Below are 14,285 nucleotides of genomic sequence, written 5' to 3' on the forward strand. Positions count from 1 at the left end.
GCCGGGCCACTGGCGTGGTCCCCAGGGGGGAAGACGCGAAGCGGCGCAGGGGGGCACAATAGCTTCATGACGCTGACCGAACTCAAATACATCGTGGCCGTGGCGCGGGAAAAGCACTTCGGCAAGGCGGCCGAGGCCTGCTTCGTTTCGCAGCCCACCTTGTCGGTGGCCATCAAGAAACTCGAAGACGAGCTGGAGCTCAAGATCTTCGAGCGCAACGCCAGCGAGATCAGCGTGACGCCGCTGGGCGAAGAAATCGTGCGCCAGGCGCAGACCGTGCTGGAGCAGGCCGCGGCCATCAAGGAAATCGCCAAACGCGGCAAGGACCCGCTGGCCGGCCCACTCAAGCTGGGCGTGATCTACACCATCGGCCCGTATCTGCTGCCCGACCTGGTGCGCCACGTGATCGACCGCACGCCGCAGATGCCGCTGATGCTGCAGGAGAACTTCACGGTCAAGCTGCTCGAACAACTGCGCCTGGGCGAGATCGACTGCGCCATCCTGGCCGAGCCGTTTCCCGACACCAACCTGGCGATTGCGGCGCTCTACGACGAGCCCTTTCTCGCCGCCGTGCCGCACACGCACCCGCTGGCCAAACAAGGCCACATCACGAACGAAGAGCTCAAGCGCGAGACCATGCTGCTGCTGGGCACGGGCCATTGTTTTCGCGACCACGTGCTGGAGGTCTGCCCCGAGTTCGCGCGTTTCTCCAACGACGCCGAAGGCATCCGCAAGAGCTTCGAGGGTTCGTCGCTGGAGACCATCAAACACATGGTGGCCGCCGGCATGGGCGTGACGCTGGTGCCGCGTTTGTCGGTGCCTTCGTCAGCGCTGGACGGCCACGCCTCGCCGGGGCAGGACTTTGGCGACTCGTCGTACGTGCGCTACCTGCCGTTCGAGGGCGAGGCGCCCACGCGGCGCGTCGTGCTGGCCTGGCGGCGCAGCTTCACGCGGTACGAGGCCATTGCCGAACTGCGCAACGCCATCTACGCCTGCGAACTTCCGGGCGTCAAACGCCTCTCTTGATTTTTTGTTTTTCAACCATCCCGAAGGAGTTATCCATGGCCAAAACCGCCAGCAAAGTCAGTGCGCCCAGCATCAACATCGGCATCAACGAGAAGGACCGCGCGGCGATTGCCAAAGGCCTGTCCAAGCTGCTGGCCGACACCTACACGCTGTACCTGACCACGCACAACTTCCACTGGAACGTGACCGGGCCGATGTTCACTTCGCTGCACACCCTGTTCATGACGCAGTACACCGAGCTGTGGACGGCAGTCGATCCGGTGGCCGAACGCATCCGTTCGCTGGGCCACGACGCCCCCGGCAGCTACGCCCAGTTCAGCAAGCTCAGCTCGGTGCCCGACGCACCGGCCACGCCGCCCAAGGCCATGGAGATGGTGCGCATCCTCGTGCAGGGCCACGAAGCGGTGGCGCGCACGGCGCGTGAGCTGTTTCCGGTGGTCGACAAGGCGGGCGACGAGCCCACGGCCGACCTGCTGACGCAGCGCCTCACGGTGCACGAGCAGACCGCGTGGATGCTGCGTTCGATTCTTGAGGACTGATCTGCCTGCCCATGGTCGCTGCAACGTCCCACGCGCCTTCGCGCCTGTCGCTGTACCTTGACCTGATCCGCTGGAGCCGCCCAGCCGGCTGGCTGCTGCTGCTGTGGCCTTCGTTGGCGGCGCTGTGGGTGGCCGCCGGCGGTTTCCCCGGCTGGCACCTGCTGGCCGTGTTCGTGCTCGGCACCATCCTCATGCGCAGCGCCGGTTGCTGCGTGAACGACGTGGCGGACCGCGAGTTCGACAAACACGTCAAGCGCACCGCGCAGCGCCCGGTGACCTCGGGCAAGGTCTCCACGCGCGAAGCCTTGGCCGTGGGCGCGGTGCTCGCGCTGGCGGCATTCGGGCTGGTGCTCACCACCAACACGCTCACGGTGCTCATGTCGTTCGCCGCGCTGGCCATCACGCTGGCCTATCCGTACGCCAAGCGATATGTGTCCATGCCGCAGGCCGTGCTGGGCGTGGCCTTCAGCTTCGGCGTGCCCATGGCGTTTGCGGCCGTGCAGTCGCAGGTGCCGCCGCTGGCCTGGGTGCTGTTGCTGGGCAACCTCTTCTGGGTGCTGGCCTACGACACCGAGTACGCCATGGTCGACCGCGACGACGACCTGCGCATCGGCATGAAGACCTCGGCGATCACGCTGGGTGTGTACGACGTGCCTTCGGTCACCGCGTTCTATCTCGTGTTCCTTGCGGTCTGGACGGCTGCGCTTTGGGCGGTCGTGAATCCCTGGGTGTGGGGCGCGATGCTGGTGGTGGCGCTGGCCCAGGTGGCGTGGCACTTCCAGCTCATCAAGGACCGCAGCCGCGACGGCTGCTTCAAGGCGTTCCGCCTCAACCACTGGTTGGGGTTCACCGTGTTTGTGGGCGTGGTGCTTGGCCTGGGTTGAGTGAGCTGCGGCCGTGAACAGATGGGCGGGCGTTTCAGCCTTGTGCCTTCGTTGGTCAGCAATGGCTAAAATGGCCAAACCACCAAGGAGCCCGCCATGCGAGTCACCGCCACCGAAGCCAAAAATCGATTTGGCAGCCTCTGCGCACAAGCCAAGCGCGAACCGGTTTTTGTTGAGAAGGCCGGCCACATCGACACCGTGATCCTCTCGGCTGAGCAGTACCTGGCCCTGCAGGCCAGCAGCGGCAAGAGCACACGCGCTGCGCGCAAAAAGGCGTTTGAATGCGAGTTCGGTGACTGGATTGAAGCCCAGAACGCCCGATTCGATGCGCTCGGCATTCCGGGTGAAGATCTCCGCCCTTGGTGAACCGCCAATGCCGCAGTACGACGTCTACGCCAATCCCAGCCGCAGCGCAGCCGACGGCATTCCCTACGTGGTCGTGATCCAGAGTGATCTGCTCGATGCCCTGGCCACGCGGCTGACCATGCCGCTCGCCGTGTTCAGTTCAGGGACCAAGGTGCCGACCACACTGTGTCCGGTCATCATGGTCAAAGGCAAGCGCCTGCACGCGCTGGCGCACTATGCCGCTCCCCTGCCCGCCAAAGAGTTGCGCCGACCGGTTGACAACGTGGCAGCGCAGGCCAGCGCCTTGGTGTCGGCCATGGACGCGGTGCTGTCGGGCATTTGATTTGCTCGGAGGACAGCTGCGGAGCAGAGCGCACCGCGTCCGAGAGCCGCGCGAGACTTACTTCCCGAACTCCCGCCCCAGCTCCTCGGCCCGTTTCTGCGCAGCGAACAGCGCCTCTTCAAACTTGGCTTTCACACCCGCCGATTCCATCGACGTCAAAGCCGCGTAGGTCGTGCCACCCTTGGAGGTCACGCGTTCGCGCAGCACCTGCGGCGGATCGTCGGAGCGTTGTGCCAGGGTCGACGCGCCGATGAAGGTGCCCACGGCGAGCTGGTAGGCCACGTCGGGCGGCAGGCCCATGCGGGCGCCGGCGTCGCGCATGGCTTCCAGGAAATAGAACACGTAGGCCGGGCCCGAGCCTGAGAGCGCGGTCACGGCGTCCAGTTGTTGTTCGGCGCTCACCCACACCAGCTCGCCGGTGGTCTTCACCACGGCTTCGACCAGCGCGCGGTCGGCAGCACTGGCGCCGTCGCGGGCGAACAGGCCGGTCATGCCCAGGCCGACCAGCGCCGGTGTGTTGGGCATGGCGCGCACGATGCGCTGCGTCTGCAACCAGCCGGCCATGCTCTCGCTGGTGATGCCGGCGGCCACGCTGAGGTGAAGCGCGTTGGCGAGGAAGGGCTGACTGGCGAGGGCGGCGTCCTTGAAGGTCTGCGGCTTCACGGCCCAGACCACGAGGCTTGAGGGGTTCAGATCCGCGCTGGCGGCGGCGAGAAGTGACACGCCGGGGAACTGCTGCGCGAGCTTGGTGCGCTGTTCGTCCCAGGGTTCGACGATCTGCAGGGCGCTGACGGGATGGCCCTGGCGGAGCAGGCCGCCGACGATGGCGCTGGCCATGTTGCCGCCGCCGATGAAGGTGATGGTGGGGTGGGTGGGGGTGTTCATTGCGCCATTGTCGCGCGCCGCCACCCGCCGCTTCAGGGCGCTACGGTCTGCCGCACCGCGTGTTCCCACTGCGCCATTTTTTCAGCCGCGCGTTCACGCGACAGCGTGGGGTGAAAGGTGCGCTCGGCGCGCCATTGTTTCGAGAGTTCGTCCAGCCCGGCGTAGAGGCCGGTGTGCAGCCCGGCGAGATAGGCAGCACCCAGCGCGGTGGTCTCGATGACCGCGGGCCGCACCACCGGGATGCCCAGCAGGTCGGCCTGGATCTGCATCAGCAGGTCGTTCACGCAGGCGCCGCCGTCCACCCGCAGTTCGCTCACCGGCACGCCGCCGGCGGCCACCGCGTCGCGGCTCATGGCGTCGAGCAGGGCCGCGCTCTGGAAGGCGATGCTCTCCAGCGCGGCGCGCGCGATGTGCGCGATGGTGGTGCCGCGTGTGAGGCCGGTGATGCTGCCGCGCGTGTCGGGCTGCCAGTAGGGCGCGCCCAGGCCGGTGAAAGCCGGGACCAGCACCACGCCGCCGGCGTCGGGCACGCTTTCGGCGAGCGACTGGACCTCACTGCTGGACTGGATGGCGCGCAGGCCATCGCGCAGCCACTGCACCACCGCACCGCCAATGAACACGCTGCCTTCGAGTGCGTACTGCTGGGGTCCCGGCGGTTGCGCCGTGGCGGTGGTGATCAGCCCGTTCTGGCTGACCTGGAAACGTTCGCCGGTGTGCATGAGCATGAAGCAGCCGGTGCCGTAGGTGTTCTTGGCCATGCCGGCGGTGAAGCAGGCCTGGCCGAACAGGGCGCTCTGCTGATCGCCCGCCACGCCGCCGATTTCCAGCGGCGCGCCCAGCCACTCGGCCTTCATTTCCCCGAAGTGCGCGCTCGACGGCAGCGCCTCGGGCATCAGGCTCTTGGGGATGTCGAGCAGGGCCAGCAGCTCGTCGTCCCACTCGCGGGTGTGCACGTTGAACAGCATGGTGCGCGAGGCGTTGCTCACGTCGGTCACATGCCGCGCGCCGCCGGTGAGCTGCCAGATCAGCCAGCTGTCGACCGTGCCGAAGGCGAGTTCACCGCGCTCGGCCTGCGCGCGTGCACCAGCCACGTTGTCCAGGATCCACTTGAGCTTGGTGCCGGAGAAGTAGGCGTCGATGCGCAGGCCGGTCTTCTGCAGCACGGTGTCGCTCGCGCCCCGTTCGCGCAGCTCGGCGCAGGTGGCCTCTGCCCGGCGGTCCTGCCAGACGATGGCGTTGTAGACCGGCTCGCCCGTTTTGCGGTTCCACACCACGGTGGTCTCGCGCTGGTTGGTGATGCCCACGGCATGGATCTTCCCGGCGCTCAGGCCGGCCTGTTTCAGGGCCTCGCGCGCGGTCTCCAGCTGGGTGGTCCAGAGGTCGCGCGGGTCGTGTTCGACCCAGCCCGGCTGCGGGTAGATCTGGCGAAATTCGCGCTGCGACATGGTCACGACGCGGCCTGCGTGGTCGAACACGATGCTGCGGGAGCTGGAGGTGCCCTGGTCCAGGGCGAGCAGGTAGGTCATGGGGTGGTCCGGAGGGGTCAGGCGATGGCTGTGTCGTGGTGGGTGGCGAAGTCCGCGAGAACGCACTCCACGTTGCCCTGGATCAGGAGGTCGCCAAACGGCGGCGGTGGCGGCTGGTCGGTGAACACCACGTCGATGTCGTCCAGCCGGGCGAGCTCAACCATCGCAGGCCGGTTGAACTTGCTGTGGTCGGCCGCGAGCCAGACCTCGCGCGATTGTTCGACGATGGCGCGCGCCACCTTCACCTCGCGGTAGTCGAAGTCGCGCAGCGAGCCGTCGGCTTCGATGCCGCTGATGCCGATCAGGCCGATGTCGACCTTGAACTGGCGCATGAAGTCCACCGTGGCTTCGCCCACGATGCCCTGGTCGGCGCCCCGCACCACGCCGCCGGCCACGATCACCTCGCAGTCGGGGTGGGTGCTCATGAGCGAGGCGATGTGCAGATTGTTGGTGATCACGCGCAGGCCGCGGTGGTGCTGCAGCTCGCGCGCCACCGCTTCGATGGTGGTGCCGATGTTCATGATCAGCGAACAACCGTTGGGCACGCGCCGCGCCACGGCGCGGGCGATGCGTGTCTTCGCGTCCGCCTGCATGGCCTGACGCTGGCGGTAGGCGATGTTCTCGGTGGTCGAACCCGGCAGGCGCACGCCGCCGTGAAAGCGCGAGAGATAGCCGGCCTCGGCCAGGCGCTGCACGTCGCGGCGCACCGTTTGCAGGGTGACGCCGAAGCGTTCGGCCAGCGCCTCGATGGTCTGCGGGCCGTGGGCGCGCACTTCGTCGAGCAGTTCGGTGTGGCGGGGGTTGAGGTTCATCGGAGGTGGCGGGAAGACGGGGCCACCCGAACATAACGGAAATCTTTTTGGCCTTGGTCAGGGTAAATACCGAATAAAAACGAACATAAACGAACAATAGAATCCTGCAAACGAAATGCCATCCGATCATGGATGTGCGGTTTTTCACGCTGGGAGTCGAATGCAGTTGTCTCTGGAACAGGTGGGCAAGACCGTTGGGCCTGCCGTGCACCTTTATCCCCAAAGCCTGAGCCTGGTGAGCGGTGCGGTCACCGTGCTGCTCGGCGCCACGCAAGCCGGCAAGACCAGCCTGATGCGTGTCATGGCCGGCCTGGACGTGGCCACCACCGGGCGTGTGCTGGTGGACGGCGTGGACGTGACGCGCATGTCGGTGCGCCAGCGCAACGTGGCCATGGTCTACCAGCAGTTCGTCAACTACCCCTCGATGACGGTGGCGCAGAACATCGCCTCGCCCATGCGCCTGCGCGGTGACCGCGACGTGGACCAGAAGGTGCGCGACATCGCCGCGCGGCTGCACATCGACATGTTCCTGGGCCGCCTGCCGGCGGAGCTCTCGGGCGGGCAGCAGCAGCGCGTGGCGCTGGCGCGTGCGCTGGCCAAACAGGCGCCACTGATGCTGTTCGACGAACCCCTGGTGAACCTGGACTACAAGCTGCGCGAAGAGCTGCGCGAGGAGCTCACCCAGCTCTTTGCCACGGGCGACTCCACCGTGGTCTACGCCACCACCGAGCCGGGCGAGGCGCTGCTGTTGGGCGGCTACACCGCGGTGATGGACGCGGGCGAGCTGCTGCAGTACGGCCCCACCGCCGAGGTGTTTCACCAGCCGCAAAGCATCCGCGTGGCGCGCGCCTTCAGCGACCCGCCGATGAACCTGATGGCCGCCGAGGCGGTGGCCGGTGGCGTGCGGGTGGAGGGCGGCGACATCTGGCCCGTGCCCTTGCCGTCCGACGCGCCGAAACGCCTCACGCTGGGCCTGCGCGCTGGTGGCTTGCGCGTGACGCAGCGGCCCGGTGATGTGGCCCTGCCCGGTCGCGTGGAGCTGGCCGAGATCGCCGGCTCCGACACCTTCGTGCACGTGCACACCGGCGTGGGTGAGCTGGTGGCCCAACTCACCGGGGTTCACGTGTGCCCGCTGGGCGAGCCGATCACGCTGTACCTGCAGCCCGACAGCCTGTTTGTCTTTGACGCCGGGGGCCCGCTGGTGCGGGCGCCGGCGCGGCCGGGGAGGGCGCACTGATGGCACGCATCGAACTCGACCTGGCGCACGCCTACAAACCGAACCCGACGAAGGACGAGGACTACGCGCTGCTGCCGTTGAAGATGACCTTCGAGGACGGCGGCGCCTACGCGCTGCTCGGCCCCTCGGGCTGCGGCAAGACGACCATGCTCAACATCATCTCGGGCCTGCTGGTGCCGTCACAAGGCACGGTGCAGTTCGACGGCCGCGACGTGACGCGCCAGAGCCCGCAGCAGCGCAACATCGCGCAGGTGTTCCAGTTCCCGGTGATCTACGACACCATGACGGTCGCGCAGAACCTGGCGTTTCCGCTGAAGAACCGCAAGGTGCCGGAGGCGGAAATCAAGGCGCAAGTGGGCCGTATTGCCGAGATGCTGGAGATGAGCCACCAGCTCGACATGCGCGCGGCGGGCCTGAGCGCCGACCAGAAGCAGAAGATCTCGCTCGGCCGTGGCCTCGTGCGCTCCGACGTGTCGGCCGTGCTGTTCGACGAGCCACTGACCGTGATCGATCCGCACCTCAAATGGCAGCTGCGGCGCAAGCTCAAGCAGATCCACCACGAGCTCAAGCTCACACTGATTTACGTGACGCACGACCAGGTGGAGGCACTCACCTTTGCCGACGAGGTGGTGGTGATGACGCGTGGGCGGGCGGTGCAGGTGGGCGCGGCGGAGGCGCTGTTCGAGCGACCGGAGCACACCTTCGTGGGCCACTTCATCGGCTCGCCGGGCATGAACTTTTTGCCGGCGTCCAGCGTTCGCGGCGGCCTCGTGGTGCTGGGTCAACCCTTCGCCCTCACCAACGGCCTGACCCTGCCCGAGGGCGCGCTCAAGCTCGGCATCCGCCCCGAGTACCTGGCCCTGGGCCAGGCCGGCGAGCCCAACACCTTGCCCGCCACGGTCACACGCGTGCAGGACATCGGCACCTACGTGATGGTGACCCTTGAGACCGGCGAACACCGGCTCAAGTGCCGCCTCGCGCCCGAGGCCGCTGCCCCGGCAGCGGGCGAGACCGTGCACCTGCGGGTGCTGGGTGAGCACACCTGCTTCTACCAGGACGAGGCACTCATCAAATGAGCAATACGACCAAACCCGTGAACCAGAAAGCCTGGTTCCTCGTGCTGCCCGTCATCGTCTGTGTGGCCTTCTCGGCCATCCTGCCGCTGATGACCGTGGTGAACTACTCGGTGCAGGACGTCTTGTCCCCCGACCGCCGCGTCTTCGTGGGCACCGAATGGTTTGCTGCCGTGATGCGCGACGAAGAACTGCACCTGGCGCTGTGGCGACAGATCCAGTTTTCGCTCGCAGTGCTGCTGGTGGAAATTCCCTTGGGCATCGCGCTGGCGCTGTCCATGCCGGCGCAGGGCTGGAAATCATCGGCGGTGCTGGTGCTGGTGGCCTTGTCGTTGCTGATCCCGTGGAACGTGGTCGGCACCATCTGGCAGATCTTCGGCCGCGCCGACATCGGGCTGCTGGGCTATTTCCTGCAGTGGGTGGGCATGGACTACAGCTACACCGGCAATTCCACACACGCCTGGTGGACGGTACTGATCATGGACGTGTGGCACTGGACGCCGCTGGTGGCGCTGCTGGCCTTCGCCGGGCTGCGCAGCATTCCCGATGCCTACTACCAGGCCGCCAGCATCGACGGCGCGAGCAAGTGGGCGGTGTTCCGCTACATCCAGCTGCCCAAGATGCGCGGCGTGCTCATGATCGCGGTGCTGCTGCGCTTCATGGACAGCTTCATGATCTACACCGAGCCCTTCGTGCTCACCGGCGGTGGCCCCGGCAACGCCACCACCTTCCTGTCGCAGTACCTCACCACCAAGGCGGTCGGCCAGTTCGACCTCGGTCCGGCAGCGGCGTTCTCCCTCATCTACTTCCTCATCATCCTGCTGTTCTGCTTCGTGCTCTACAACTGGATGCAGAGCCTGGGCACGTCGGAAAAGGAGCAGGGTCATGGATAACCGCACGTACAAGAAGAGGACGCTGTTCCTCATCGCCTACCTGGTCTTCGCGCTGCTGCCCATCTACTGGATGCTCAACATGAGCTTCAAGACCAACGAGGAAATCCTGTCCTCGTTCACGCTCTGGCCGGCCGAGTTCACCTGGGCCAACTACAAGACCATCTTCACCGACCCCTCGTGGTACTCGGGCTACATCAACAGCCTGATCTACGTGGGCATCAATACGGTGATCTCGCTCACCGTGGCGCTGCCGGCGGCCTATGCGTTCTCGCGTTACCGCTTCCTGGGCGACAAGCACGTGTTCTTCTGGCTGCTGACCAACCGCATGACGCCACCGGCCGTGTTCCTGCTGCCGTTCTTCCAGCTTTACACCACGCTCGGCCTGATGGACACGCACATCGCCGTGGCCATGGCGCACTTGCTGTTCAACGTGCCGCTGGCGGTGTGGATTCTCGAAGGCTTCATGAGCGGCATCCCGCGCGAGATCGACGAGACGGCCTACATCGACGGCTACAGCTTCCCGCGTTTCTTCTTCACCATCTTCCTGCCGCTCATCAAGGCCGGCGTGGGCGTGGCGGCCTTCTTCTGCTTCATGTTCAGCTGGGTCGAATTGCTGCTGGCGCGCACGCTCACCAGCGTGAACGCCAAGCCGATCGTGGCCACCATGACGCGCACCGTGAGCGCCAGCGGCATGGACTGGGCCACGCTGGCGGCGGCGGGCGTGCTCACCATCGTGCCGGGCGCCATCGTCATCTGGTTTGTGCGGCATTACATCGCCAAAGGTTTTGCGATGGGACGAGTTTGAATGCTTTGCGGGACAGTCCACGCGAAGCGTGCCCTGTCCTCAACTGTGATTGCCTTGTGGGTCAGACCAGGCGCAGCGTGCTCTGACCCCAACTGATTGGGGGTTTTATGTTTCAGTGGATGGTCTGGACCACACCCGTGGCCGTTTTCTTCACCTGCATCGCGCTCATGCTGATCGGCATGACCGTGTGGGAGATCAAGTCGCCGACGGTCGAACGCAAGGGCTTCCTGCCCATGGTCACCACGCGCGGTGACCGGCTCTTCATCGGCCTGCTCGGCGCGGCCTACATCAACCTGGCCTTCATCGGCCTGGCGGGCTGGATCACGCAATGGCTGTCGCTGGAGCAGGAGCCCAGCATCTGGATTTCCTTCATCGCATCCATGGCCTGGCTGGTGCTGGCACTGCGCAAGGGCTGATCGTTTCATGGTCTTCGGTATTCGGCCCGTTGCTTCCCCGGGGCCGAGACCTGTCACACACCGGGGAAGCACACCGATCGAGGAGACAAACATGAGATTGCGACACACCCCACTGGCCCTGGCAGCCTTGCTCGCCCTGGGCTCCCTGCCGGCCTGGGCCGACGAGGCCGCCGCCAAGAAGTGGATCGACAGCGAGTTCCAGCCCTCCACCCTCACCAAGGCCCAGCAGGCCGCCGAGATGAAGTGGTTCATCGATGCCGCCGCCAAGCTCAAGGCCAAGGGCGTGAAAGAAATTTCGGTGGTGTCCGAGACCATCACCACGCACGAGTACGAGAGCAAGACACTGGCCAAAGCCTTTGCCGAAATCACCGGCATCACCGTCAAGCACGACCTCATTCAAGAAGGCGACGTGGTCGAGAAGCTGCAGACGTCCATGCAGTCGGGCAAGTCGATCTACGACGGCTGGATCAGCGACTCCGACCTGATCGGCACGCACTACCGCTACGGCAAGATGATGAACCTGACCGACTACATGGCCGGCAAGGGCAAGGAGTACACCAACCCCGGCCTGGACATCAAGGACTTCATCGGCACCAGCTTCACCACCGCGCCCGACGGCAAGCTCTACCAGTTGCCCGACCAGCAGTTCGCCAACCTGTACTGGTTCCGCGCCGACCTGTTCGCGCGGCAAGACCTGAAAGACAAGTTCAAGGCCAAGTACGGCTACGACCTGGGCGTGCCGCTGAACTGGAGCGCGTACGAGGACATCGCCGCCTTCTTCAGCGAAGACGTCAAGACCATCGACGGCAAGCCGATCTACGGCCACATGGACTACGGCAAGAAGGACCCCTCGCTGGGCTGGCGCTTCACCGACGCCTGGCTCTCGATGGCCGGCACCGCCGACATCGGCATTCCCAACGGCAAGCCGGTGGACGAGTGGGGCATCCGTGCCTCGGCCGACGGCTGCACGCCGCTGGGTGCCAGCGTTTCGCGCGGCGGCGCCACCAACTCGCCGGCCGCCGTGTACGCGCTCACCAAGTACATCGACTGGATGAAGAAGTACGCGCCGAAAGAAGCCACCGGCATGACCTTCGGCGAAGCCGGCCCGGTGCCCGCCCAGGGCCAGATCGCGCAGCAGATCTTCTGGTACACCGCCTTCACCGCCGACATGACCAAGCCCGGCCTGCCGGTGGTCAACGCCGACGGCACGCCCAAGTGGCGCATGGCACCCGGCCCGAACGGCCCGTACTGGAAGCAGGGCATGCAGAACGGTTACCAGGACGTGGGTTCGTGGTCGTTCTTCAACGGCCACGACGAGAACAAGACGGCCGCCGCCTGGCTGTACGCGCAGTTCGTGACCGCCAAGACCACCTCGCTGAAGAAGACCATCGTCGGCCTGACCCCCATCCGCGAGAGCGACATCCAGAGCAAGGCCATGACCGATCTGGCGCCCAAGCTGGGGGGCCTGGTCGAGTTCTACCGCAGCCCGGCCCGCGTGGCCTGGACGCCCACCGGCACCAACGTGCCCGACTACCCCAAGCTGGCCCAGCTCTGGTGGCAGAACGTGGCGCAAGCCGTGACGGGTGAGAAAACGCCGCAGGTGGCCATGGACAACCTGGCCGAGCAGATGGACCAGGTCATGAGCCGCCTGGAGCGCGCCGGCATGGAGCGCTGCGCGCCCAAGCTCAACCCCAAGGGCGACCCCGCCAAGTACCTGAGCGACAAGGCCGCACCCTGGAAAAAGCTGGCGAACGAGAAGCCCAAGGGAGAGACCATCGCCTACGACCAATTGCTCAACGCATGGAAGAATGGCAAGGCGCGTTGATGTGACGCACTGGTTTTTGTAGCAACCCGCCCTTCGCGCCGCCCCGGTGCGGAGGGCCACCCCCCATTTCATGACACGCGCAGAACTGCTTGAATCGCTCCCCCGCCACGGCGTTTTTGACCTGGCGGTCGTCGGTGGTGGTGCCACCGGACTCGGGGTGGCGCTCGACGCGGCACTGCGCGGTTTCTCGGTGGTGCTGCTGGAGTCGCACGACTTTGCCGGCGGCACCTCGTCGCGATCCACCAAACTGCTGCACGGCGGCGTGCGCTACCTGGCGCAGGGCAACCTGGCCCTGGTGCGCGAAGCCCTGGCGGAGCGGGCCACGGTGCTGCGCATCGCGCCCCACCTCGCGCAACCGCTGCCCTTCGTCATGCCGTCCTACAAGTGGTGGCAGACCCCGTTTTACGGCATCGGCCTCAAGCTCTACGACATGCTGGCCGGCAGCGCCGGGCTGGGCCGCACCGAATTCCTCAGCCGCTCGCAGACCCTGCAGGCCCTGCCCGGGGTGAACCCCGAGGGCTTGCGCGGTGGCGTCAAGTACTGGGACGGCCAGTTCGACGATGCGCGCCTCGCGCTGGCGCTGGCCCGCAGCGCCGAGGCCGCGGGGGCCCAGGTTGTGAACTATGCCGAAGTGACGGCGGTGCGCCAGCTCGCCGGGGGCGACGCCCCCCTGTCGTCGCTGGACGTGAAGGACCGACTCGGCAGCGCCACGTTGCAGTTGCAGGCCCGCTGCGTGGTCAACGCCACCGGTGTCTGGGTCGACGCGCTGCGCGACCACACCCAGCCGCCCGCCCACCCGGGCACACCCTCGCGCATGGTCAGCCCCAGCCAGGGCGTGCACGTGGTGGTGGACCGCGACTTCATGCCCGGCGGCCACGCACTGCTGGTGCCCAAGACGCGCGACGGCCGCGTGCTGTTCGCCGTGCCGTGGTTGGGCAAACTGGTGCTGGGCACCACCGACACCCCGCGCCGGGACCTGCCGCGCGAGCCCGATGCCTTTGCCGAAGAGCTCGAATTCATCCTCAGCGAGGCCAGCCAGGCTCTGAGCCGGCCGGTGCGCCGTGAAGACATCAAGAGCCTCTGGGTGGGCCTGCGACCCCTGGTGGCCGCACCCGCCGCAGCCGAGGGTGGCACCAAGGTGCTGTCGCGCGAACACACCATCGTGGTCGACCCCAACGGCCTGGTCACCGTGACCGGGGGCAAATGGACCACCTACCGCGCCATGGCGGAAGACGTGCTGGAGCGATGCTTCGCCAGCCGGCTGCTGCCCCGGCGCGCGGGCGGCCAGAGCGAAGCGCATGTGCTCAGGGGCGCTGCCGTGGCCAGTCCAGCCACGCCCCTGCACGCGGCGCCCGGCCTGCACCTGTACGGGTCCGACGGGGCGCAGGTCAACGAATGCCCCGGGCAAAACAACACCCTGGGGGCTGGCGTGACCGAAGCCATGGTGCGTTACGCCGCCCGCTTCGAGCACGCCCGGACGGTGGAGGATGTGCTCGCCCGCCGCTCGCGCATCCTGTTCCTGGATGCCGCCGAAGCCGCCCGGATGGCGCCCGCCGTGGCCGGCATCCTGCAGCAGGAGCTGGGCTCGGACCCGGCCCTGGGCGCATTTCTGGACCTGTGCACCCGCTATCTGCCCTCGTCCGCAGCGAATTAGCTGATTTTTACCGGCCACAGCG

15 protein-coding genes are annotated in these 14,285 nt (G+C 66.5%); 12 read left to right on the forward strand and 3 right to left on the reverse strand.

Features of this window, described 5'->3' with window-relative positions:
- Positions 1 to 66 precede the first annotated feature (66 nt).
- The 5 genes from BSY239_RS00765 to BSY239_RS00785 all read left to right on the forward strand — a co-directional run bounded on the left by BSY239_RS00765 (position 67) and on the right by BSY239_RS00785 (position 3,137).
- A complete protein-coding gene (locus tag BSY239_RS00765; RefSeq protein WP_069045158.1) occupies positions 67 to 1,026 on the forward strand; it encodes a LysR substrate-binding domain-containing protein in 960 nt (319 codons plus the stop codon).
- Positions 1,027 to 1,061: 35 nt separating this feature from the next.
- Complete coding sequence (locus tag BSY239_RS00770) at positions 1,062 to 1,565, forward strand: Dps family protein (RefSeq protein WP_069045159.1); 504 nt, start codon at positions 1,062 to 1,064, stop codon at positions 1,563 to 1,565.
- Between the two features lie 11 nt (positions 1,566 to 1,576).
- Positions 1,577 to 2,449, forward strand: a complete 873-nt coding sequence (ubiA, locus tag BSY239_RS00775) for a 4-hydroxybenzoate octaprenyltransferase (RefSeq protein ID WP_069045160.1) — start codon at positions 1,577 to 1,579, stop codon at positions 2,447 to 2,449.
- A 96-nt stretch (positions 2,450 to 2,545) separates the two neighbouring features.
- Positions 2,546 to 2,815 carry a type II toxin-antitoxin system Phd/YefM family antitoxin gene (locus tag BSY239_RS00780; RefSeq protein ID WP_069045161.1) on the forward strand — a complete coding sequence of 90 codons (270 nt, stop codon included), beginning with the start codon at positions 2,546 to 2,548 and terminating at the stop codon, positions 2,813 to 2,815.
- Positions 2,816 to 2,822: 7 nt separating this feature from the next.
- Complete coding sequence (locus tag BSY239_RS00785) at positions 2,823 to 3,137, forward strand: CcdB family protein (RefSeq protein ID WP_069045162.1); 315 nt, start codon at positions 2,823 to 2,825, stop codon at positions 3,135 to 3,137.
- A gap of 57 nt (positions 3,138 to 3,194) precedes the next feature.
- Here BSY239_RS00785 and proC read toward each other — a convergent pair whose 3' ends face one another.
- From proC to BSY239_RS00800, 3 genes are read right to left on the reverse strand one after another with little or no spacing between them, the layout of a single operon-like run.
- Positions 3,195 to 4,022, reverse strand: coding sequence for a pyrroline-5-carboxylate reductase (proC, locus tag BSY239_RS00790; protein ID WP_069045163.1), 828 nt, complete (start codon positions 4,020 to 4,022; stop codon positions 3,195 to 3,197).
- 32 nt (positions 4,023 to 4,054) lie between these two features.
- Positions 4,055 to 5,548, reverse strand: a complete 1,494-nt coding sequence (gene glpK / locus BSY239_RS00795; protein WP_069045164.1) for a glycerol kinase GlpK — start codon at positions 5,546 to 5,548, stop codon at positions 4,055 to 4,057.
- 17 nt (positions 5,549 to 5,565) lie between these two features.
- On the reverse strand, positions 5,566 to 6,360 hold the full coding sequence (locus BSY239_RS00800) for a DeoR/GlpR family DNA-binding transcription regulator (protein ID WP_069045165.1): 795 nt from the start codon (positions 6,358 to 6,360) through the stop codon (positions 5,566 to 5,568).
- Between the two features lie 160 nt (positions 6,361 to 6,520).
- On the opposite strand from BSY239_RS00800, the gene BSY239_RS00805 reads away from it, so the two are divergent.
- The 7 genes from BSY239_RS00805 (at position 6,521) to BSY239_RS00835 (ending at position 14,263) form a co-directional block, all read left to right on the forward strand.
- Positions 6,521 to 7,597 (forward strand): ABC transporter ATP-binding protein, encoded by a 1,077-nt coding sequence (locus BSY239_RS00805; protein ID WP_069045166.1) that lies wholly within the window; start codon positions 6,521 to 6,523, stop codon positions 7,595 to 7,597.
- Positions 7,597 to 8,673, forward strand: coding sequence for an ABC transporter ATP-binding protein (locus BSY239_RS00810; protein WP_069045167.1), 1,077 nt, complete (start codon positions 7,597 to 7,599; stop codon positions 8,671 to 8,673). The genes BSY239_RS00805 and BSY239_RS00810 overlap by 1 nt, the downstream gene beginning before the upstream one ends.
- Positions 8,670 to 9,563, forward strand: coding sequence for a carbohydrate ABC transporter permease (locus BSY239_RS00815; RefSeq protein ID WP_069045168.1), 894 nt, complete (start codon positions 8,670 to 8,672; stop codon positions 9,561 to 9,563). The genes BSY239_RS00810 and BSY239_RS00815 overlap by 4 nt, the downstream gene beginning before the upstream one ends.
- Positions 9,556 to 10,368, forward strand: coding sequence for a carbohydrate ABC transporter permease (locus BSY239_RS00820; protein WP_069045169.1), 813 nt, complete (start codon positions 9,556 to 9,558; stop codon positions 10,366 to 10,368). The genes BSY239_RS00815 and BSY239_RS00820 overlap by 8 nt, the downstream gene beginning before the upstream one ends.
- A 107-nt stretch (positions 10,369 to 10,475) precedes the next feature.
- Positions 10,476 to 10,784, forward strand: coding sequence for a DUF2160 domain-containing protein (locus BSY239_RS00825; protein WP_069045170.1), 309 nt, complete (start codon positions 10,476 to 10,478; stop codon positions 10,782 to 10,784).
- A gap of 91 nt (positions 10,785 to 10,875) precedes the next feature.
- Positions 10,876 to 12,609, forward strand: coding sequence for an ABC transporter substrate-binding protein (locus BSY239_RS00830; protein ID WP_069045171.1), 1,734 nt, complete (start codon positions 10,876 to 10,878; stop codon positions 12,607 to 12,609).
- Positions 12,610 to 12,679: 70 nt separating this feature from the next.
- A complete protein-coding gene (locus BSY239_RS00835) occupies positions 12,680 to 14,263 on the forward strand; it encodes a glycerol-3-phosphate dehydrogenase/oxidase (protein ID WP_069045172.1) in 1,584 nt (527 codons plus the stop codon).
- Positions 14,264 to 14,285: the final 22 nt, after the last annotated feature.

The organism is Hydrogenophaga sp. RAC07 (assembly GCF_001713375.1).
Lineage (GTDB): Bacteria > Pseudomonadota > Gammaproteobacteria > Burkholderiales > Burkholderiaceae_C > Hydrogenophaga.

What these genes read in the sequence shown, in the direction of transcription:
- BSY239_RS00765 (WP_069045158.1), top strand. Translation starts at nt 67, where the DNA reads ATGACGCTGACCGAACTCAAATACATCGTGGCCGTGGCGCGGGAAAAG.
- BSY239_RS00770 (WP_069045159.1), top strand. Translation starts at nt 1,062, where the DNA reads ATGGCCAAAACCGCCAGCAAAGTCAGTGCGCCCAGCATCAACATCGGC.
- ubiA (WP_069045160.1), top strand. Translation starts at nt 1,577, where the DNA reads ATGGTCGCTGCAACGTCCCACGCGCCTTCGCGCCTGTCGCTGTACCTT.
- BSY239_RS00780 (WP_069045161.1), top strand. Translation starts at nt 2,546, where the DNA reads ATGCGAGTCACCGCCACCGAAGCCAAAAATCGATTTGGCAGCCTCTGC.
- BSY239_RS00785 (WP_069045162.1), top strand. Translation starts at nt 2,823, where the DNA reads ATGCCGCAGTACGACGTCTACGCCAATCCCAGCCGCAGCGCAGCCGAC.
- proC (WP_069045163.1), bottom strand. Translation starts at nt 4,022, where the DNA reads ATGAACACCCCCACCCACCCCACCATCACCTTCATCGGCGGCGGCAAC.
- glpK (WP_069045164.1), bottom strand. Translation starts at nt 5,548, where the DNA reads ATGACCTACCTGCTCGCCCTGGACCAGGGCACCTCCAGCTCCCGCAGC.
- BSY239_RS00800 (WP_069045165.1), bottom strand. Translation starts at nt 6,360, where the DNA reads ATGAACCTCAACCCCCGCCACACCGAACTGCTCGACGAAGTGCGCGCC.
- BSY239_RS00805 (WP_069045166.1), top strand. Translation starts at nt 6,521, where the DNA reads ATGCAGTTGTCTCTGGAACAGGTGGGCAAGACCGTTGGGCCTGCCGTG.
- BSY239_RS00810 (WP_069045167.1), top strand. Translation starts at nt 7,597, where the DNA reads ATGGCACGCATCGAACTCGACCTGGCGCACGCCTACAAACCGAACCCG.
- BSY239_RS00815 (WP_069045168.1), top strand. Translation starts at nt 8,670, where the DNA reads ATGAGCAATACGACCAAACCCGTGAACCAGAAAGCCTGGTTCCTCGTG.
- BSY239_RS00820 (WP_069045169.1), top strand. Translation starts at nt 9,556, where the DNA reads ATGGATAACCGCACGTACAAGAAGAGGACGCTGTTCCTCATCGCCTAC.
- BSY239_RS00825 (WP_069045170.1), top strand. Translation starts at nt 10,476, where the DNA reads ATGTTTCAGTGGATGGTCTGGACCACACCCGTGGCCGTTTTCTTCACC.
- BSY239_RS00830 (WP_069045171.1), top strand. Translation starts at nt 10,876, where the DNA reads ATGAGATTGCGACACACCCCACTGGCCCTGGCAGCCTTGCTCGCCCTG.
- BSY239_RS00835 (WP_069045172.1), top strand. Translation starts at nt 12,680, where the DNA reads ATGACACGCGCAGAACTGCTTGAATCGCTCCCCCGCCACGGCGTTTTT.